This window comes from Pseudomonas fungipugnans (assembly GCF_029955235.1).
Classification (GTDB): domain Bacteria; phylum Pseudomonadota; class Gammaproteobacteria; order Pseudomonadales; family Pseudomonadaceae; genus Aquipseudomonas; species Aquipseudomonas fungipugnans.
In genome coordinates this window covers 1144719-1164989 of the sequence record NZ_JARBWL010000001.1, presented here as the reverse complement: position 1 = coordinate 1164989, position 20271 = coordinate 1144719, and the positions used below count along the sequence as shown (strand labels likewise).

At 61.0% G+C, this 20271-nt stretch carries 18 protein-coding genes, 1 pseudogene and 1 riboswitch; of the genes and pseudogenes, 9 read left to right on the top strand and 10 right to left on the bottom strand.

Annotated elements, in window-relative coordinates; genetic code table 11:
* Nucleotides 1–19 precede the first annotated feature (19 nt).
* Nucleotides 20–183: riboswitch (yybP-ykoY riboswitch) on the top strand.
* A gap of 5 nt (nucleotides 184–188) precedes the next feature.
* Nucleotides 189–758: a manganese efflux pump MntP gene (mntP, locus tag POF45_RS04615; RefSeq protein WP_259494780.1), complete on the top strand. Its 570-nt coding sequence runs from the start codon at nucleotides 189–191 to the stop codon at nucleotides 756–758.
* A 127-nt stretch (nucleotides 759–885) separates the two neighbouring features.
* Here mntP and POF45_RS04610 read toward each other — a convergent pair whose 3' ends face one another.
* From POF45_RS04610 to POF45_RS04585, 6 genes and pseudogenes are all read right to left on the bottom strand, one after another.
* Nucleotides 886–1503, bottom strand: coding sequence for a DNA-3-methyladenine glycosylase family protein (locus tag POF45_RS04610; RefSeq protein ID WP_282315203.1), 618 nt, complete (start codon nucleotides 1501–1503; stop codon nucleotides 886–888).
* Complete coding sequence (locus tag POF45_RS04605; RefSeq protein WP_282315202.1) at nucleotides 1503–2303, bottom strand: isocitrate lyase/PEP mutase family protein; 801 nt, start codon at nucleotides 2301–2303, stop codon at nucleotides 1503–1505. Before POF45_RS04605 ends, POF45_RS04610 begins: the two co-directional genes overlap by 1 nt.
* Before the next feature lie 34 nt (nucleotides 2304–2337).
* Nucleotides 2338–3420: pseudogene (locus tag POF45_RS04600) on the bottom strand (bifunctional transcriptional activator/DNA repair enzyme AdaA).
* Nucleotides 3421–3524: 104 nt separating this feature from the next.
* Nucleotides 3525–5912, bottom strand: a complete 2388-nt coding sequence (locus POF45_RS04595) for a hypothetical protein (protein ID WP_282315201.1) — start codon at nucleotides 5910–5912, stop codon at nucleotides 3525–3527.
* A 230-nt stretch (nucleotides 5913–6142) separates the two neighbouring features.
* The gene (locus POF45_RS04590) at nucleotides 6143–7819 is read right to left on the bottom strand and encodes a hypothetical protein (protein WP_282315200.1); all 1677 of its coding nucleotides are present in this window, start codon (nucleotides 7817–7819) and stop codon (nucleotides 6143–6145) included.
* Nucleotides 7820–8093: 274 nt separating this feature from the next.
* Nucleotides 8094–8714 carry a LysE family translocator gene (locus tag POF45_RS04585; protein ID WP_282315199.1) on the bottom strand — a complete coding sequence of 207 codons (621 nt, stop codon included), beginning with the start codon at nucleotides 8712–8714 and terminating at the stop codon, nucleotides 8094–8096.
* Nucleotides 8715–9006: 292 nt separating this feature from the next.
* On the opposite strand from POF45_RS04585, the gene POF45_RS04580 reads away from it, so the two are divergent.
* Nucleotides 9007–9594, top strand: coding sequence for a LysE family translocator (locus tag POF45_RS04580; RefSeq protein ID WP_259494776.1), 588 nt, complete (start codon nucleotides 9007–9009; stop codon nucleotides 9592–9594).
* A 19-nt stretch (nucleotides 9595–9613) separates the two neighbouring features.
* On the opposite strand, the gene POF45_RS04575 is transcribed toward POF45_RS04580, so the two are convergent.
* Together POF45_RS04575 and POF45_RS04570 are read right to left on the bottom strand one after the other, a co-directional pair.
* Complete coding sequence (locus POF45_RS04575; RefSeq protein ID WP_259494775.1) at nucleotides 9614–10447, bottom strand: AraC family transcriptional regulator; 834 nt, start codon at nucleotides 10445–10447, stop codon at nucleotides 9614–9616.
* A 35-nt stretch (nucleotides 10448–10482) separates the two neighbouring features.
* Nucleotides 10483–10980: a VOC family protein gene (locus POF45_RS04570; RefSeq protein ID WP_259494774.1), complete on the bottom strand. Its 498-nt coding sequence runs from the start codon at nucleotides 10978–10980 to the stop codon at nucleotides 10483–10485.
* 213 nt (nucleotides 10981–11193) lie between these two features.
* Here POF45_RS04570 and POF45_RS04565 point away from each other — a divergent pair, with 213 nt between their 5' ends.
* From POF45_RS04565 to POF45_RS04550, 4 genes are read left to right on the top strand one after another with little or no spacing between them, the layout of a single operon-like run.
* Nucleotides 11194–11649 (top strand): (2Fe-2S)-binding protein, encoded by a 456-nt coding sequence (locus POF45_RS04565; protein WP_259494772.1) that lies wholly within the window; start codon nucleotides 11194–11196, stop codon nucleotides 11647–11649.
* A 26-nt stretch (nucleotides 11650–11675) separates the two neighbouring features.
* A complete protein-coding gene (locus POF45_RS04560) occupies nucleotides 11676–13844 on the top strand; it encodes a xanthine dehydrogenase family protein molybdopterin-binding subunit (RefSeq protein WP_282315198.1) in 2169 nt (722 codons plus the stop codon).
* A 1-nt stretch (nucleotide 13845) separates the two neighbouring features.
* Complete coding sequence (locus POF45_RS04555) at nucleotides 13846–14427, top strand: hypothetical protein (protein WP_259494769.1); 582 nt, start codon at nucleotides 13846–13848, stop codon at nucleotides 14425–14427.
* Between the two features lie 59 nt (nucleotides 14428–14486).
* Nucleotides 14487–15452 carry a GGDEF domain-containing protein gene (locus POF45_RS04550; protein WP_282315197.1) on the top strand — a complete coding sequence of 322 codons (966 nt, stop codon included), beginning with the start codon at nucleotides 14487–14489 and terminating at the stop codon, nucleotides 15450–15452.
* A gap of 179 nt (nucleotides 15453–15631) precedes the next feature.
* Here POF45_RS04550 and POF45_RS04545 read toward each other — a convergent pair whose 3' ends face one another.
* A complete protein-coding gene (locus POF45_RS04545; protein ID WP_282315196.1) occupies nucleotides 15632–16897 on the bottom strand; it encodes an amidase in 1266 nt (421 codons plus the stop codon).
* Entirely contained in the window at nucleotides 16894–17319 is a 426-nt protein-coding gene (locus POF45_RS04540; RefSeq protein WP_259494765.1) for a VOC family protein, read from the bottom strand. Before POF45_RS04540 ends, POF45_RS04545 begins: the two co-directional genes overlap by 4 nt.
* 110 nt (nucleotides 17320–17429) lie before the next feature.
* Between POF45_RS04540 and POF45_RS04535 the strand changes: the two genes are divergently transcribed.
* The 3 genes from POF45_RS04535 to POF45_RS04525 all read left to right on the top strand — a co-directional run bounded on the left by POF45_RS04535 (nucleotide 17430) and on the right by POF45_RS04525 (nucleotide 20271).
* On the top strand, nucleotides 17430–18284 hold the full coding sequence (locus POF45_RS04535) for a LysR family transcriptional regulator (protein WP_282315195.1): 855 nt from the start codon (nucleotides 17430–17432) through the stop codon (nucleotides 18282–18284).
* A 113-nt stretch (nucleotides 18285–18397) separates the two neighbouring features.
* A complete protein-coding gene (locus POF45_RS04530; protein ID WP_259494763.1) occupies nucleotides 18398–19285 on the top strand; it encodes a Dyp-type peroxidase in 888 nt (295 codons plus the stop codon).
* A 20-nt stretch (nucleotides 19286–19305) separates the two neighbouring features.
* Nucleotides 19306–20271 carry a Gfo/Idh/MocA family protein gene (locus tag POF45_RS04525; RefSeq protein WP_282315194.1) on the top strand — a complete coding sequence of 322 codons (966 nt, stop codon included), beginning with the start codon at nucleotides 19306–19308 and terminating at the stop codon, nucleotides 20269–20271.

Below are 20271 nucleotides of genomic sequence, written 5' to 3'. Positions count from 1 at the left end.
CGCCCGGTTAAGCTGCGCGCCTCTTTGGGGAGTAGCCTGTTTGCGATTCGTCGCAAGCGCCCGTATCAACATTCTCGGCAACATGCCGTGGTGCGGGCACCTTCTGGTTGGTGAGACCATCGACATATCTGCGCTGAAGTCGGGCGTGCGGTTATGTCGTGGACTCAAGCCCGACCGGATGTTTCAGCGTGAACCTAGCCTCTCTTGTATTCCTTGCCTTCGCCATGTCCACCGACGCCTTCGCGGCCGCCATCGGCAAAGGCTCCAGCCTGCACAAACCCAAACTGCTGCAAGCCCTGCGCGTCGGCGTTATCTTCGGCGTAATCGAAGCCATCACCCCGATTGTCGGCTGGTTCATCGGCCAGGCCGCCTCGCAGTTCGTCGCCAGCTGGGACCACTGGATCGCCTTCACCCTGCTGCTGCTCCTCGGCCTGCACATGATCTATAACGGGGTCAAACCTGAAGACGCCGACGAGCAGACGGAAAAACCGCAACAACATGGTTTCTGGTTATTGGCCGTCACCGGTTTCGCCACCAGCATTGATGCGCTGGCAGTGGGCGTGGGCCTGGCCTTCGTCAACGTCAACATCTGGCTGGCAGCCGGCCTGATCGGCCTGGCGACCATGACCATGGTCACTATCGGCGTGATGCTCGGCCGGGTCATTGGCAGCGTGATGGGCAAGCGTGCGGAGATGCTCGGCGGTGTGGTACTGATCATCGTCGGTGCGACGATTCTTTATGAGCACCTGTCGGCCTGATAGACCGAGCCGCCTGCTTCGCGGGCAAGCCCGACTCCCACACTTGATCTGTGCCGTACACAAAAATTGTGTCCACTGAAGATCCAATGTGGGGGCCGAGCCTGCTCGCGAAGAACGATAACGCGGTCTACCTGCCGCCCACCCGCCACAAATACCAGGCCGCCACCGTCCGATACGGACTCCACGCCAACCCGATCTCAATCATCTGCCGCCGATTCGGCTGTACCTCCAGCCCCTTCAATCGTCGATAACCCTCGCGTACGCCAAAGTCATCTGCCGGCAAGACATCCGGGCGTTCCAGGCTGTAGATCAGCAGCATCTCCACGGTCCAGCGACCGACCCCGCGCAAACTCACCAGGCGCTCAATCAGCCCCTCGTCGTCCATCGCCAGCGCCGTGGCGTAGTCCGGCACCACGCCGTCCAGCGTGGCTTGGGCGATGCCCTGGATCGTGGCGATTTTGCTGGCGGAAAAGCCGCAGCTGCGCAGTTGATCGAATTCGGTTGCCAGGATCTGCTCGGGCCGGGGAAAGCCAGAAGCAGGGAATAGCGCCAGCAACCGGCCGAGAATCGCATCGCCGGCTTTTGCGTGCAGTTGCTGATAGGCAATCGCCCGCACCAGCGATTCATAGGGATCGCGCGCCGGATGCGGTTGATGCAGGCACGGACCGGTCGCCGCGATGTGGCGGCGCCAGTCGTCGTCAAGGGCCGCCAGGAAGTGGCTGGCGGCCCGGTAGCGGTCGGGCATCAGGGTGCCAACAGGCCGTTCACCTGACCATAGGTGAAAGCCTTGAGGTCATGGCTGTCGAGCTTGCCGGTTTCCAGAAAGCTTTTGGCCAGCGAACCCATGGCGCCATACAGGAACTCGGCGATGCTGGAACCGGCGCTCAAACGGCGCACGCCAAGGCCTTGCAGCGTTTCGGGAGAGGGCAGGCACGGGAAGCCAAGCACGTTGACCGGCAGCGGCGTACCACGGCAGATCGCGGCGATTTCATACTCGGCAGTGACGCCAGCGGCGAACAGGCCATCGGCCCCGGCGGCCTGGTACAACGCGGCGCGCTTGAGCGTCTCGGCGACGCGATCTTCAGCGCTCACCAGGCTCTTTAGATAGACATCGGTGCGGGCATTGATGAACAGCTTGACGTTACGGCGCTCAGCCACCTGACGGGCGATTTCGATCTTGCGTGCCAGCAAATCCGGCGCCGAAAAACCATCCTCGATATTGATCCCGACCGCACCGGCGGCAATCACCGCATCAATGACGTTGGCCACCCGCACCAGGTCATCGGAATAACCCGCCTCAATGTCCACGGTCAGCGGCACGCTGATTACCCGGGCGATGGATTCGACCGTGGAAACCAGGCGTTCAAGGGGCAGGGAATTGCCGTCCTGATAACCGTGCACCCAGGCCACCGCCGCGCTGCTGGTGGCCACGGCTTTGCTGCCCAGTTGCTGTACCAATTTTGCTCCGGCCGCATCGGCAACGTTGGTCAGGATCAGCAGGCCATCCTGGTGCAGGGTGTGAAACTGTTGGTCGAGCGCTTCCATCGATTTTCCTTTCCTTTGAAAAAACTTCGGTTGGTCAGAATGCGAGTTGTTGCGTGATCTGCAACACGGCGTGTTCCAGCCTGAGCAAAAACGCCTTGCGCGGTTGACCGCCACCATAGCCTGTCCGCGAGCCGTCGGCACCTGTTACCCGGTGACAGGGCAGGACGATGGCCAGTCGGTTTTGCCCGTTGGCCAGGCCCACGGCACGACTGGCGCCGGGTTTGCCGAGTCGTGTGGCGAGGGCGCCGTAGGTGCTTGTCTGGCCATAGGGGATCTGCGCCAGCTCGGCCCAGACCTGCCGGGCAAAGTCGCTGCCGGGCGTGTGCAATGGCACGTTGAACGCGGTCAACTGGCCGGTAAAATACTGCGCCAGTTCAGCTTCGATTTGCTGCAAGTGAACGTTGTGCCCCGGTGCCACGGCATAGCCATAACGGTTTTGCAGGGCTTCGATTTCGCGGGTCAGGGCCGGGCGATCGAGAAATTCCAGCAACACCAGCCCGCGCCGCTCGGCCATCGCAATCATCGGCCCCAGAGGCGTGGTCAATCGGGTGAACAGCAGCGGCTCGCTGTTGGCGGCGCGACCCGGCGTGATACGGAAAGACTTTTGAAACGCATCGCGAAAACCGCTCAGGGATTCGTAGCCGGAATCGAATGCCACGTTATCGATTGACTCGCCCTGTCTGATCCCGCCCAACGCCATGCCCAGGCGCCGGGTGCGCAGCCAGGCGTGGAAGGTCATGCCGAAATGCTGCTTGAACCAGCGCCGCAGTTTCAACGGCTCGATGCCTTCGGCGTGCAGTTGCGCGTCGGTCTAGCGCTGTTCGGGCTGGGCGTCCACCGAGGCGAGCAGCCGCTGCACCCAGTCCGGGGCGATGGCCGCAGCGTCCAGCGGCTTGCAGCGCAGACAGGCGCGGTAACCCGCCGACAGACACTCATCGGTATGGGCAAAAAACTCGACATTCTCGGGTTTGGGTTTACGCGCCGTGCAACTGGGGCGACAGAAAATACCGGTGGTTTTCACCGCCGTGAAAAACACCCCCTCGTAGGCGGTGTCTCGTTCGAGCATGGCGCGAACCATCTCGGCGTGGGGCGGCAGGATCGGATTTTGTAGGTTCATGGGCTGAGCATAAGGCCGGTTATCCGCCGTCTCCACCGTAAAATCGACAGCGAATTCTGCCGGCAGCGGCGGCATTGCAGCCGCTGCCGACAATTGCACAGACGTTACTTTGCTGTTGGCTCACGCCGCAGCTTGTAATCCCTCAGAGCGCCAACAGGTCCTGATGGAACGGGCAGCGGCGCCTTTTTCGCGCCCACCAGGTCGACACAACGCGAGCAGAATCCTCGGCCACGCGCCTGCGCACGGTTGAAGTAGTAGTCTTTGGTGGCTTCGACGGGAGAGTGGTCGGCCACGCCACACCAGAAGCGCAGGCGCGTCTTGGTGGTGCTCACTTCGTTCTTGTCGGATATCTCACCTGAGACGAATTCTACGGTGGGTGCCTCCAGTGGTTTTGGCAGCGATGCAGTCTTGCCGATCTCGTCTCGCAACACCCACATGGCTGCGACGAGGTCTTCGAGGGTCTTGCTGCGTCCGCCCACCTGGCCGGCCAGCAAGCCACATGTACCGCAAAGGTGGTTTGAAGGCCGAACTTCGGCGGCTTTCTGCAAATTTCGAAATGAGATCCGGATGGGGGGATGGGGTGAGCCGTCACTGTGTAGTGCGCCGCAGGTATACATCTCATCGCCCAATGAGGTGTGATCGAAGCCTCCCATGTACCCGGCTTTCGGATACATTCCTTGCAACACATGCAGGCGATGGAACACCGTACTGCGTGAAATGACGATGTCTGCGAAGCTCAAACCAGGAAAGCAGCACGTCGGACATGCCCACGGCACCACCTGACGGTCTGCCAGGCATTTGTTAAGTAGCATCAGCCGTACTGTTTCCCTGTCGAGAACATGCAGATGCCCTAGCGGGCAACGGATCTCGGCCTCCATCACCTGCTCGCGATACGGCAGGTACTGCTCCACGGTCAGTCCCAGCGCCTGGACGTCACGCGAGAAACTTTCACGATAACGAGGCAGTTGTGCGACATGACTGGCCGGGATGCCGACGCGCTGACTGTGGCATTCGGGACAGGCGAAAGCGCCTTTATGTACGTGTGCGAGGGTTCTTTCCATGGAGTGCAGGACCGTGATGTGTTGCTGGTCGCACCGGTATTCGTAACGGCCACCTTCACCCACTTCCACTGCGGCGATGACTTCGGGCGGCACGCCGGCCTCTACCCATTTCGCCAGCGCGAGTGCCCGGCTGCGGTTACCCATCTGTTTCGCAGCGCAGTTTGCGCAGAACTGCAGGGCCGCCCCTTCTGCGATCCCCTTTGCCTTCACCTCGTTGATCGTCGTACAGGTGCCGCACCTGTATTTGACGGTAGTTGCTTTTCCGATCCGTGCGAGCTCGGGTGACAACAGTTCGTGAATTCCCAGTCCCTCCATGAACTTGTCCTGGAAGGATTTCAGCGGGTTGGCGCAGAGGTCTTTCCAGCGTGCCGTGATCCGATCCAGCGAAGGCGTGGCGTTGCCAGGCTGCAAGCCCATTTCGCGGATAATGGCCAAGATGGACGCAAGAAAAGCGTCGGGGTCGAGGGGGGCGTCTGGCACCTCCACCAGCTTCACGTTAACATCAGAATCGGCACAACGCTTGCGTTTGAAGATGTCTCGCGCTTGCCATTCGGCGAACTGCGCTTTGTCTTCCTCGCTCTCGGAGTGTGGCTCGTAGTGATGCTTGCCCTGGTACTCCAGTGCGAGTTTCAGGCTCGGACTGTAGCCATCGAGCTCAAGTCGGTAGCCATTCTCTTGCAGGAGGAAAGCGGGACGGGTGTTGCGCGCCCAGTCGCTCGCAGGGAACAGTTCGGCCATGATCACCAGCGCAAGCGTTTCGCCCCGGCGAAAGCCTGACTGGCCCCAGAATTTCTCTCTGGCGCGCCAGCGAGTATCGAGGCCCATGAAGCCAGTCCTGCTCACATACCTGATGTGGAAGCCACCCTTGCCCAGAAACTCGTAGCCCAGAATCCTGGCGCCATGAAGCTGCGCCTGGGTGTGCAGCTCCTCGTCTAGCGCCCAATCTTTTTGCTCCTGGCGACAGTGTTTCAGAATGCCCGCGGCGCTGAGCGCTTCGTCCACAACGGGCGCGCGAATTCGCCGCTTGCCGGTATCAATGCAGTAGAACGGGCCCGGAGAAGTGCTACCGGTTTTCGACTCGCCGGCGAATCGAATCGTCCCGTGCTTGAACGCAGCGGCGAAGGCCTTGGTGGTCGCAAGCAGGCCCTCATACTTTCGCAGTGCGTCTACGCCAGGCAGTTGAAAACTGCGCAATGCGATTTGTACTGATTGGTGGGTCAGCTTCGGTAGTTCCCACCCAAATTGTGCGGGCAGTTCCCAGGGTGCCGGGCTGATCTGATAGAGCGTGAGTGTTGGTGCAGGAGGGCCTTTCATCACAATACAGGGTTCAATCACATAGCCTGGGAACTGTGCCTGGAACTGCGAAGTGATGGATTGAAGAGCCGCGCAGCCGCGGCAGCCCTGGCCATACAGTACGTTGTGGATCTGCATGAGCCAGCCACCTTCAGAGCCTGCCCTGCAGTCCAGGCACTCAAACTCGATTCTGGTCTTTGCGTTCGAACACTCGTGTGCGCTCTGTCTGATACGCAGACGACCGAGGCGTCCGCCAGCCTGCTCGATAGCAGCGATCTGTTCGTTACGCTGCGTGAGTGTGGGAGTCGTTCTTGCCATTGCTCTTGCGTTCCTTTGCGAGCCGCTCCACGCAGCTGATTACCGAGGTTTCAGGACGTCACAGCTTCATCCGCATCGTGCGACCTGGCGAACCGAGAAGTGACAAATTTCAGTTTGTTTTTATTCTGATCAAACGTGTAGATCGCAGTCAGTGGCACGGCGGTAACCAGTACTCCAGTCAATACGCTGGTGATCTGGTTGTTGAAATTGTTGAGTAACGGAACCCCGGCCAGTGCGTTGCTGATCACTCGCCCGACATACACCCCGACAATGGCTGAAGCGGTGCCGGCCAACACGACGGCGATCGCGTCCATTTTTTCACTGTCTTTGCTGAGCAGGATGCGCACGCAGCGAACGAGGCTCAGCGTACACTCGCGTACTAGCGCCAGCACAAAGGCAGGCATCTTGATGATCAATGAAATGAGTATCTGCGGGATCACGCTCAGGGCACCGGCAACGCCGGCCTCCAGGCCCAGCGATCTGGCGCGCGTCCAGATCTGCTTCTCCTCGAAGCGCTCGTTCAGGCGTTGCTGAATGCGCGCAGTGGAATCCCAGGTGTTCTGTAGCCAGCCATCTTCGTTGAGGATGCGGCCGTTTACAGTCAGCTCGCGAATTTCATCGACAAAGATATCGATCGTTTCCAGCACGATTAACCCGACTACCTGTTGGGCCGCCATGGTCGCACCGGTCATGGCCACCGTCGTGCCGATTTCCTTGGCTGCTTGCAGGCGATGGTGGTTGCGATTTTCTTCTGCCTTGGTGAAGGCTTCATCGATATCGGATTTGCATACCGTCACCATGCGTCCTGAACTCTTGATTTTTACGTCGATCAGGTCGGGATTGTCGGCGTGTGGCGTGCCGTTCTGCGCAAGGTATTCATGGATATTCCGGTCCTGGAGGGAGCGGTTGAGCGATGCGTCGGCAAATACCAGATTTTCCCTGGAATTGATCAAGGTAAAAAAATCATCGTCTGTGGTTCCTGCACGCAACAGCAGATCATCGTAGTAGTCCTTGCGTGCAACCACGTGTTCGACATCCGCCCCCCAAGGGTCAAGTGTCAGGTCCTTGTGGTAGCCATTTTCAAGTTGTGTCCATTGTTTGCGTGCGTCGTCGCGGGTGTTATACATGGCCGCGAAATTGGGATCGTCAAACATGGCAGCGCCCGTGCGCTGGGAGAACGCTTTATAGGAGTCGGAGAGGTTCTCGTATTTGGCGGCGCTGTGATTGTCCATGTCTTGCATCACGCCGCCCAAGGCGAAGGAGGCGATGGCTCGACGCATCGCCTCGCGTTTGCATTGAGTGAAGATGTCGTCAACGGTCCGGGCGGGAACAGGCAGGCTGCTGCGGATGCCCTCGACCATTTCCATGGTGGATTTTTCTATCTCGAACGTTGAGCGAAAATACGCCGAGACCTTGGTCGAACCCAGGTCTTTGTATTGGGTGAACGTATCTTTGTAATAGTCAGCCCGTTGCAGCGCCGCAAAATCGAAACCGCGCACGCTGTCCGAGACGACCGTGTAGGTGCTGACCGTTTTTTCCCTGGTCACGCTGTAGGCATTGAGGGATGTGTCTCTGGTCTTCTCGGCCGCGCTGATGGCGGCACTCTTGACGCTTAGGGCCGCGTCCTTGACATCAAAAGATGAAACGGTCTCGGTGACCTTGGTGGTGGCCTCTGACAGGGCATCCTTCATGGACGCGATAGCTGCTTTGGTCGGTAGCCAAGCCATATTATCTTCCTTGATATCAAATTGGCATCACCTTATCAGTTATCATCCTTGACCCCAAGGCGACACGCAAACTATTGAAGAATAGCCCACAGGCATTTCATCCATCGCAGCAGTGATCGTCTCTGTGCGCAATAGCAATGGCACGTGCACGGCGTGCAAACGACTAGCTGGACGTCGGCGGAAATTGTTAGACCACAGGGCCGGCTGAGCTGAACCATATCAATGTGAGCGAGGCCTGCGAGCACAACATGTCGATCCATTGAGGTGACTGAACTCAAGCCCGACGCGCCATCAACAGCACCGATGCCGCCGCCGACAACAACCCCGCGCAGCAGCGGTTGAATATCCGCTTGCCCCGAGGCTCGGCGAACCAGCGGCGCATGTGCAGGCCCATGTAGGCGTAGGCGCTGATGGCTACCCATTCCAGCAGCAGAAACAGCACGCCCAGCACGGCGAATTGCGGCGCTACGGGCCGGGCCGGGTCGACGAATTGCGGCAGAAACGCGGTGAACAGGAGGATCGCTTTCGGATTGCCCGCCGCGACGAGGAACTCCTGCCGCGCCAGCGCCACGATGCCGACTGTCGGCGTGTTCACCTGTTGCTCGGCCTCGGTGTTGGCGTGCCACAGCTTCCAGGCCATGTACAACAAGTACGCGGCGCCGACGATCTTGATCGCATCGAACAGCCATTCGGATGTATGCAGCACCGCCGACAAGCCCGCAGCAGCGAGGGCAATCATCCCGGCAAACGCCAGCAATCGCCCGACCCCGGCGACACAGGCGCGACGATAGCCATAGCGGGTGGAGTTGCTGACGGACAGCAGATTGTTCGGGCCGGGCGCCATGTTCAGGGCAAAACAGGCGGGCAGAAACAGGGTGAGGGTGGCGAGGTCCATGGCGAGCGCTCCGGTAACGAGAGCGGCATTTTTAGCACAGGAACGGGGCGGATTGACCCGTACAGTGGCGTGCTGCGCTGACGGTACACCTGGCGCAGCAATCTCTGTGGGAGCGAGCCTGCTCGCGAAGACCTTTTCCCAGTCAACAAAGATGTCGACTGACACGCCGCCTTCGCGCGCAGGCTCGCTCCCACAGTATTTTGTGGCGTGCGCAGGAGGGGTGTTTTGTTCAATACAGCCATCCAGCTGTCGCTTACCTTGCAGACTGGTTCAATCAGGATGAGGGTCAATAATGAGTGTGTTGATTTCCATGGCGGCGTTTGCATGGGTGGCGTCGATCACCCCGGGCCCGGTGAATATCGTGGCGCTGAGTTCTGGCGCGCAGTTCGGCTTTCGCGCCAGCCAGCGGCATGTCGCCGGCGCCACCCTGGGTTTTGTGCTGTTGCTGGTGTTGATGGGCCTGGGGCTGCACGAGCTGTTGCGGTTGTGGCCGGGGTTGACGCAGGTCGTGCGGTTGGCCGGTGTGGCGTTTCTGCTGTTCATGGCCTGGAAACTGGCAATGGACGATGGACAGTTGGGGGCGGGCAAGCACGGCAAGGCGCCGTCGATGTTTTACGGCGCGTTGATGCAGTGGCTCAATCCCAAGGCCTGGCTGGCGTGCGTCGCGGGGATGGGCGCGTTTGTCGCCGATGGCGAGGCGCGGCTGGTGTGGCAGTTTGCGGCGATCTATCTGGTGGTCTGTTATGCGTCGGTGGCCTGTTGGGCGTATGCCGGGACGTACCTGCGCGGCTATTTGAGCAATGCCCGAGGCCTGCGCTGGTTCAACCGCGCCATGGCATTGCTGCTGGCAATGAGTGCCGGGTATCTGCTGTGGTCATAAGTGGCCGGCTCCACGGCCGCTAGCCGCGATACTGCCCCGGTGTCGCCGCCAGATGCTGTTTGAACGCCCGCTGAAAGTGCGCCTGATCGGCAAATCCCGCCTGCAGCGCGACATCGGCAATCAACCCGCCGTTACGCAGACGATCCCGGGCGAACTGGATTCGCCGGTTGACCAGAAACGCATGAGGCGTCATGCCGTAATGCTGCTTGAAGGCTCGGATCAGGTAGGACGGCGACAGCTGAGCGGCTTCGCAGATGTCTTCGAGCTTGAGCAGTTGCGTGCAGTTGTCGCGGATGTAGTCGGCGGCGCGTTCCAGTTTGAAATTGGGTTCGCGCAGGGCTTGCTCGCCAGGGTTGAGCCGTTGCTGCACCTCGGTGAAAAACTCCACGGCAGCACTGTGTTTGCACAGCACGTCTTGCCGCTCGTCGACCAGTACCCTGTACACATCCTGCAAGCCGGCGAACAGGCTGCTGTCGCGCACATGGCTGGTGGAAAAACGCCGAAAGGCCAAGTCCTGCGCGAAGCCCAGTTGATGCTGCAAATCGGTCAGCCAAGGCGTCTCGACGTACAGCATCAGGTACGACCATGGCTGATCGTCGATCGGGTTGCAGGCGTGCACATCGCCCGGGTTCATCAGCACCACCGTGCCGGCGCTGACCTGAAACCGCGACTGCTCGTGAATATAAGTACTGCACCCGGCGGTGATGGCGCCGATGGAAAAGTGCTCGTGGGAGTGGCGGGCGTAACAGACCTCGCGCCCATCGGCGATTGCCCGCGCCTCAATGAAGGGCAGGGCGTCGTCGCGCCAGAAGCGCGGGGCTTTGTCGGCATCTTTGGCAACGGCGTGCGTCATCGTCGGCATCCCTGGCAGGTCAGCGTTGGAGTGTATTAGCTCTGGCCGGCAAAGGCTCGTTGCAGTGTGGCGATGTCGATCTTTTTCATCTGCAACATGGCTTGCATGGCGCGTTGGGATTTGGCGGGATCGGGGTCTTTGAGCATGTCCATCAACAATACCGGAATGATCTGCCAGGACAGGCCGAACTTGTCCTTTACCCAGCCACACTGTTCATTCTGCGGATGGGCGGACAGGGCGTTCCAGAAATGATCGACTTCTGCCTGGTCCAGGCAGTTGACCTGCAACGAAATCGCTTCGCTGAAGGTAAATACCGGGCCACCGTTGAGTCCGGTAACACTCTGGCCATCGAGTTCGAAGCTGACCGTCATCACCGAGCCATCCGGGCGGCCGTGGAACTCGAAACCGGCCTTGCCATAGTGGGTGATGGCGGTGATTTTCGAGTTTTCGAAGACCGAGCAGTAAAACGTTGCGGCGGCTTCGGCCTGATTGTCGAACCAGAGGCAGGGGGTGAGTTTTTGAATGCGCGTCATGGCGGTTCTCCTCTTCGGGTTAATCACGCTGGGCTATCAGCGTAGTCAGTTGTTGGTCGTTCGACAGGACCGTAGATCGACTACCGGTGGTCGCTGAAACTGCCCTCCCTGGCAAATTGCGCTTAGCTGTATGGATAACCCGAGGCGCGCACAGGCATTTTCCGGCCTCAGCGACGCCCCCTTCAGCGCACCGTGAGCCTGAGGAAAATCGCAATGCTGACCCTGAACATCAATGGCAAGGACCAGACGCTGGATGTCCCTGCGGACATGCCGCTGCTCTGGGTGCTGCGCGATGTCGCGCACCTGACCGGGACCAAATTCGGCTGCGGCATGGCCCAGTGCGGCGCCTGCACGGTGCATGTCGATGGTGCGCCGTTGCGCTCCTGCATCACGCCTGTCACCGCCGTGGCCAACGGGCAAAAAATTCTCACCATCGAAGGCCTGTCCACCGATGGCTCGCACCCGGTGCAGCAGGCCTGGGCCGAGCTGGACGTGGTGCAGTGCGGCTACTGCCAGTCGGGGCAGATCATGTCGGCAGCGGCGTTGCTCGCCAAGATCCCCAAACCCACCGACAGCGATATCGATCAGGCACTGTCCGGCAACATCTGCCGCTGTGGCACGTACCCGAGGATTCGCGCTGCGGTCAAACGCGCCGCCGAGATCGGTTGATGCCAACTAGCGGGGAGCCTTGTGCAATGAACAGCTTCAATCCTGTATCACGTCGTGGTTTTCTCAAGGGCAGCGCGATGCTCGGCGGCGGGCTGGTGGTGGCATTTGTCATCCCCGGCGCGCATCGCTTTGCCATGGGCGCCGAGGCCTCGGGCAAGGTGTTCGCCCCCAATGCCTTTTTACGCATCGCCAATGACGAGAGCGTCACCATCCTGCTCGGTCATTCGGAAATGGGCCAGGGCATCTGGACTGGCCTGACCATGTTGATCGCCGAAGAACTGGACGCCGACTGGTCGAAAATCCGCGTCGAACATTCCCCGGCCTCGGCCAGGGATTATGGGTTGGCCGGGTTTGGCGGCATGCAGATTACCGGTGGTTCGACCTCGACCTGGATGGAGTTCGACCGCTACCGCCAGGCCGGCGCCGCGGCGCGCTTGATGCTGATCGAGGCGGCTGCCAAGCGCTTCAACGTCGCGCCTTCGACCATTCGCACCGAGCCGGGCGTAGTGATTGCCGGCGACCAGCGTGCCACCTACGGCGAACTCGCCGATGACGCCGGTACGTTGCCGGTGCCGGACCCGGCGTCGATCACCTTGAAGGAGGCCAAGGACTGGACAATCATCGGTAAGCCGACCCAACGCCTGGACACCCCGGAGAAAATCACTGGCCGCGCCAAGTTCGGCATGGACGTGCAGTTCGATGGCCTGATGACCGCGATGGTCGCTCGCGCACCTGTGTTTGGCGCCAGCGTCAAATCCTTCGAAGGCGCCGAGGCGCTGGCGGTGCCCGGCGTACACAAAGTGGTGCAGGTGCCGACGGGTGTGGCGGTGATTGCCGATCATTACTGGGCGGCGAAGCTGGGGCGTGATGCACTGAAAGTTGATTGGGACCTTGGCCCGAACACCGGGCTTGACAGCTTGAAACTGCTGGAGAGTTTTCGCCAGCTCGCGACGACCCCCGGCACCCCGGCCAGTCAGGCCGGTGATGCGTCCGCCGCGCTGGGCAAGGCGGCGAAAACCATCGACGTCGAATACAGCGTGCCGTACCTGGCCCATGCGCCGATGGAGCCGCTGAACTGCACGGTGAAAATCACTGCCGACACATGCGAAATCTGGACCGGCACTCAGTTCCAGACCCTGGATCAGATGGTCGCCGGCAAGATCACCGGACTCAAACCCGAGCAGGTGCAGATTCATACCGAGTTTCTCGGCGGCGGTTTCGGACGCCGGGCCAATCCGACCTCGGACTTCGTCAGCGAAGCGGTGCAGGTCGCCAAGGCGGCGGGTGTGCCGGTGAAAACCGTGTGGTCGCGTGAAGACGATATCCGTGGCGGCTATTACCGCTCGATGTTCCTGCACCACGCGCAGATCGGCCTTGATGGCGGCGGCCTGCCGGTGGCCTGGAAACATGTGATGGTCGGTCAGTCGATCATGGCCGGCACCATGATGGAAGCCAAGATGGTCAAGGACGGCATCGACAAGACCTCGGTCGAAGGCGTGGCGGACAGCCCTTATATCGAAGGGCTGGCGGGTCATCAGGTCGATCTGCACTCACCGAAAACCGGGATCAATGTGCTGTGGCTGCGTTCGGTCGGGCACAGCCATACCGGTTTCGTCATGGAATCGCTGATCGATGAGCTGGCCGTCGCGGCCGGCAAGGACCCGGTGGAATACCGGCGAACCCTGCTCAAGGACCATCCACGGCATCTGGGCGTGCTGAACCTGGCGGTGGAGAAAGCCAACTGGAACGCACCGTTGCCCGAGGGCCATGCGCTGGGCGTGGCGGTGCACGAGTCGTTCGGCAGTTTCGTGGCCCATGTGGCCGAGGTGTCCCAGGACAACCTGAAGATCCGCGTGCATCGCGTGGTGTGCGCCGTGGATTGCGGAATTGCAGTCAACCCGCGCAGCATCGCCGCGCAAATGGAGTCGTGCGTCACCTTCGGTCTCAGTTTTGCGTTGCACAGCAAACTGACGCTCAAGGACGGTCGGGTGGTGCAGTCCAATTACCACGACTATCAGGTGCTGCGGCTCAACGAAATGCCGGTGGTGGAAGTGCACATCGTGCCCAGCAGCGACAAACCCGGTGGCATCGGCGAGGCCGGCGTGCCGCCTGTGGCACCCGCAGTGGCCAACGCGCTGTATGCCCTCACTGGCCAGCGTCTGCGGGAACTGCCACTGCAACTGGCGGGGGTGTGAGATGAAACGACATGCGATGCTGGGCGCCGTATTACTGGTGGGTTTGGGCGGTTACGCCTCGGACTTGTTCGCCGACGATCAGGCCGCCGCGTTGGCGGCATTCGGCACGGTGCAGAAAGTCTTTCAGAGCCCGCGCTGCCAGAACTGCCATATCCCCGGCAACTCGCCGCTGCAATTCGATGCCGGCATTCCTCACGCCATGAACGTGGTGCGCGGCATGGACGGCAAGGGCGCGGCCGGCTTGCCCTGCGCCACCTGCCACGCCGAGAGCAATCCACCGGCCAGCTACGGCCCCCACGCGCCGCCGGGTGCGCCGCACTGGGGCCTGCCGCCAGAGGCGCACAAAATGGCCTGGATCGGCCTGCCCGCGGACAAGTTGTGCGCGCTGATCAAGGACCGCTCCAGCAATGGTGACCGGGATTTCGCCGCGCTGATCAAACACGTCAGCGACGACAAACTGGTGCTCTGGGGCTGGAATCCCGGGGGCAATCGCGCGCCGGTGCCGGTGCCGCACGACATCTTCGTCACCCAGTTCAAGCTCTGGGCGGACGCGGGCGGGCCGTGCCCCGTGGTCGGTAGCTGATCGGCCCTGAAGGTCAGGGTGGTCTACGCTTAACAGCACACCTTTCAATGGAGTGAGTGATGCTGGCCCCAAGCAAATCGGTGAATGAGCACGCCCGAGTCGAGACCCTGCGCTCGCTGAATGTGCTCGACAGCGCCCCGGAAGAACGTTTTGACAGGCTGACCCGTCTGGCCCGGCGCCTGTTTGACGTGCCGATTGCGCTGGTCAGCCTGGTGGATGCCGAGCGGCAGTGGTTCAAGTCCTGCGTTGGATTGGCCGCGAGTGAAACCGGGCGCGATGTGTCGTTCTGCGGTCATGCGATCCTCGGCGACCAGATCCTGATGGTCAACGATGCGGCGCTGGATGAGCGCTTTCACGACAATCCACTGGTGGTGGGCGATCCGAATATTCGTTTTTACGCGGGCTGCCCGTTGACCGTGGGCAATGGCAGCAAACTGGGCACCTTGTGCCTGATCGATACCCGGCCCCGGCATCTGGATGACGAAGAACGGCAATTGCTGCGCGATCTGGCACGCATGGCCGAGCAAGAGCTGATGGCGGTGCAGATGGCGACCATGGACGAGTTGACGTTGCTGTCCAACCGTCGCGGTTTCAAGGCCCTGGCGCAACATGGCCTGGACGCCTGCAACCGGCTGGGCAAGCCTGCAACACTGCTGTTTTTCGACCTCAATGACTTCAAGCAGATCAACGATCTTTACGGTCATGCCGAAGGCGACAGCGCGTTGAAAACCTTTGCCGATGTGTTGCGCATTGCCTTTCGTGAAAGCGATGTGGTCGGGCGGCTTGGCGGCGATGAGTTCGTGGTGTTGCTGACCGGGTCGACGCATCTGGAAACCACGTCGGTGATGGCGCGGCTCAAAGAGATTCTCGACGAGCGCAACGCCACTTTGCAGCGTGGGTACGACATTCGGTTCAGCGTCGGCCAGATCGAGTACGACGCCAAACGCCACGACAATGTCGATCGGTTGTTGGCCGATGCGGACGGCGCGATGTATGCGCACAAGCAGTTGTTGCGGCGTGGGTAGGCTCGTTATTCCATGGCTGTAGAGGACTTTTGTGGCAAGGGAGTTCGCTCCCGTCGGGTCGCGAAGCGACCCCAATGCTGCATTCGCGGTGTATCGGAAAAAACTCACTGACTGCTTTGGGTCTGCTTCGCAGCCCAGCGGGAGCAAGCTCCCTCGCCACAAACGCTCCGGGGTGGGGCTTAAGTTTTCAATGTGCCAGCCAGCTGCTCAGCCACTGCCAACAGCGGTCCATCAGCCCTGAAACGCCCGATCACCTGTAACCCCACCGGCAATAATCTTTCTTCGCGAGGCAACGGCAGGTTTACCTGCGGCCAGCCGAACGCGCCCCAGAACTTGATGAAATCCGATGGTCCGGTGCTGTCCAGGCCTTCAGGTGCGACCATCCCGCACGTGGCGCCGAGCATCGCATCGAAGGGCAGGCATAGTTCGGCAAGGCGCGGTGCCAGGGCCGCAAGGCGCGCCTTGGCTGCCGATTCCTGCTCCCAGCCGGTCGCCGTTGCGCGGTCGAACATCGCCAGTATTGAGGGACTCAACCGTTCGCGGTGTTGCTCAAACTCCTTGGCCAGCGAACGTGCGCCCTCGCAGTCGTTGATCAGTTGATGATCATCGAACACCCCGGCGAACGCGTCCGGCAATATCACCTCGTTGACCCGATGTCCGGCACGGCGCAACTGTTCGACGGCCTGTTCCAGGGCCTGAGCCACTTGCGGCTCTACATCCGCCCAGCGCGAGGTGCGGCAAAAGCCCAGATTCAGCGGGCGTGGCGCAATCTCGTTGGAGGGAAAGCCAGCAATCAACACCCGCGCCACCAAGCGCAAATCCCGCACGGAGCGCCCGTACCAACCCACCGTATCGAAGCTTGGGGCCAGCGGTTTGACGCCTTCCAGCGACACCAGCCCCAACGACGGTTTGTAGGCGAAGAGGCCGCAATAGGACGCCGGTTTGAGCAACGAACCGGCTGTCTGCGTGCCCAGCGCAACGGCAAAGAAACCTGCCGCCATGCCGGCCGCCGAACCGGCGCTGGAACTGCCCGGTGTGCGGTTGAGGTCGTGCGGGTTACGCGTCGGCCCGGTGTACATGTAGGCGAATTCGGTGGTGTGGGTCTTGCCCATGATCAGCGCGCCGGCCTGTCGCAGCAGGGTCACCACATGCGCATCGCGGGACGGTTGGTTGCCAGCATAGATCGGCGAGAAAAATTGCGTGGGATGGTCGACGCTGTCGAAGATGTCCTTGACGCCCACCGGCACACCGGCCAGTAGCCCTCGGCCATCGTGCTGTGCGGCTTGATCACGAACCTGCTGCGGGTCGAACGAGACGAAGGCCTGAATTTGCGGTTCCAGTGCCTGTATACATTCAAGAAAGTCCTCGGCGATTGCAGCGACACGTGTCTGGCCATTGACCACCGCTTCACTGAGGGCGGTGGCATCCGGAGCTGGCCGGATCATTTGGCAAACAACTGGCTGATGTCCTTGAACGCCTTGAACTCCAGGGCGTTGCCACACGGGTCGAAGAGAAACATCGTCGCCTGCTCGCCCACCAGCCCCTGAAAGCGAATCCCGGGTTCGATCACGAAGCGTGTGTTCAGGGCTTTCAGGCGCTCGGCCAGGGCTTCCCACTGGGTCATGCCCAGCACCACGCCGAAGTGCGGCACGGGTACGTCATGGCCATCGACCGCATTGGTGTGGGCGGCTTCCTGAGCGGCATTTTTCGGTGCCAGATGAATCACCAGTTGATGGCCGAAAAAGTTGAAATCCACCCAATGATCGCTGGAGCGACCCTCTTGCAGGCCGAACACATCACGGTAAAAAGTGCGTGCGGCGTTCAGGTCGTAAACCGGGATGGCCAAGTGAAATGGGCACAGTTGCATGGGGTGATCTCGATTGTCTGGCGTTGAGACGAGTTTAGCCCTGTGATTTTCGATGAAAAGACGATAGTTTTTGCGTCGAGCTCAAATTATTTCGATCAGTCGGGAGCCCTATGCTGCGGGAACTGAAAACCTTTATTGCCGTGACTCGCTACGGCACCTTCGCGGCGGCCGGCATGCACATCGGCCTGACGCAGTCGGCCGTCAGCGCACAGATCCGCAATCTGGAACAGGCGCTGGGCATTCGTCTGTTTGATCGCACTGGGCGCCAGGCGCTGCTCAATGCGGCGGGGCAACGCGCATTGCCGATGGCTCGGGAGATGCTGGAAACGTTCGCGCGCATGGCGGTCAGCGAGGACGTCAGTGAGTATCGCGGCGAGCTGAAGATTGGCGCGGTGGCCACCGTGCAGACCGGCTTGCTGCCGCAGGCGCTGGTGCGTCTAAGGCAACAGGCACCGCTGCTGGAGGCGAAACTGGTGCCCGGGGTGTCGCTGAATCTGTTGAGCCAGGTGGACACCGGGGAAGTGGATCTGGCGATCCTGATCAAGCCACCGTTCGAGCTGCCCAAGGAGCTGACCGCGCAGGTCATACGCCTGGAACCGTTCGTGTTGATCGTGCCGGCGCAGCTTGAGGGCGATGATCCATTGCAGCTGTTGGCCGAACATCCGCACGTGCGCTACGACCGCAATTCTTTCGGTGGCCGACTGGTGACACGCTTTCTGCGTGAGCAACAGATTGATGTACATGTCGCCCTGGAACTGGATGAGCTGGAGGCGATCGTGAAAATGGTCGAGTGCGGGCTCGGTGTGTCGTTGCTGCCTGAGGCGGGATTGTGGGTCGAACAGGGTGCGAACGTCAGGGTCATCCAGCTCGGCGAGTTGACGTTCTATCGCGAGATCGTGTTGTTGCAGCGATACAGCCAGCGAGCGCAGCCGATTCAGCAACTCTTTGCGCGGTGTTTGTCGTGATGTGAACGTCAAAAGATCGTCCGCCTGTGGCGCGGGCCTTTGCGATCTTTTGCCTTGAAAACACACAATTTGCGCTGCCCCGGTTAAACTCTGCCTCTTTTCAAGGAGTTCATATGAGTTATTACCAGCCGGGCATTCTCGCCACCCCAGTTCCGCCTCACGCCCGTCATATGTTCTTCGCCCTCGAATCTGTCGACGCATTGCCGGCGGCCCTGCAAAGCCTGCAAACCCTGGTAGACGGCAAATCGGCGGTGGTCGGTTTCGGCAAATCCCTGGTGCAAGCCATGCATGGCCAGATTGAGGGCCTGCGTGCGTTCCCGGCGTTGACCGGGGTTGGCGTCGACAACCCGTCGACCCAGCACGCGCTCTGGTGCTGGCTGCATGGTGTGGATCGCGGTGAGTTGCTCAATCGCAGCCACGCCATCGAAGCGGCGCTGGCCCCGGCGTTTCGCCTGGTGCAAATGAACGAGACGTTCCGCCACCTCACCGGCCACGACCTGACCGGCTACGAAGACGGCACCGAAAACCCCCACGACGAAGCCGCCGTGGCTGCCGCCCTGACTCGCGAAGGCGCAGACGGCATGGTCGGTGGCAGCTTCGCCGCGATCCAGCAATGGCAGCACGACCTCAAGGGCTTCAACGCCATGGCGTCCCATGAAAAGGACGACATCATGGGCCGCCGCCTGAGCGACAACGAAGAGCTCGACGACGCGCCGATCTACGCCCACGTCAAACGCACCGCCCAGGAAAGTTTCACCCCCGAAGCCTTCGTGGTGCGCCGTTCGATGCCGTGGATCGAAGGTGATCGCGCCGGCCTGATGTTCCTCGCCTTCGGTTTTTCCCTCGACGCCTTCGAAGCCCAGCTGCGACGCATGAGCGGTCTGGAAGACGGCATCACCGACGGCCTGTATCGCATGAGCCGGCCAATCACCGGCGGCTACTACTGGTGCCCGCCGCTCAAGGACGGTCACCTGGACCTGCGCGCTTTGCGCATCGATTAAGCAAACATCAAGGAGTGATTATGAACGTGGTGCGCTGGGGCATGATTGGTTGTGGCGATGTCACCGAACGCAAGAGCGGGCCGGCCTTCTACAAGGCGCCGGGCTCGGCACTGGTGGCGGTGATGGGGCGGCGTCTGGAGGCGGTGAGCGACTACGCCGCGCGCCACGGCATTGCCCGGTTCTACACCGATGTCGATGCACTGATCAACGACCCCGAGGTGGACGCGGTGTACATCGCCACGCCACCGGACAGTCACCACGCCTATGCCCTGAAAGTGGCCGCCGCCGGCAAACATTGCTGTGTCGAAAAACCGATGTCGCTGAATGCCGGGCAGAGCCGCGAGATGCAACAGGTGTTCGCCGACGTCGGGCTGCACCTGTTCGTGTCCTACTACCGACGCTCGTTGCCGCGCTTTCAGCAAGTGCGGCAATGGCTGGCGGACGGGCGCATCGGCGAGGTCCGGCACCTGAGCTGGACCCTGACCAAAACCCCGTCCGCAGGCGACGTCGAGGGCAGTGACAACTGGCGCAGCGACCCGGCGATTGCCGGTGGCGGCTATTTCGCCGACCTCGCCAGCCATGGCCTGGATCTGTTCCAGTACCTGCTCGGCGATATCACCGAGGTGGCCGGTTTCACCGCACGCCAGGCCGGCTTGTATGCCGCCGAAGATGCCGTCAGCGCCACCTGGCGTTTCGCTTCGGGAGCCTTGGGCACGGGCTGCTGGAACTTCGTGGCGGACCGTCGCGAAGACCGCGTCGAGTTGATCGGCAGCCAGGGGCGGATCACTTTTTCAGTGTTCGACGCACACCCGGTGCAACTGGATGCCGACGAACAACTCAGCCTGCACATCGAGCATCCCGAGCACATCCAGTGGCACCACGTACTGGGCATGAATGCGCACATTCGTGGCGAGTCCCGGTATCCGGCGCTGGCCGAAGAGGCGTTGAAAACCGACTGGGTGATGGACCAGATCCTCAAGCGCTGA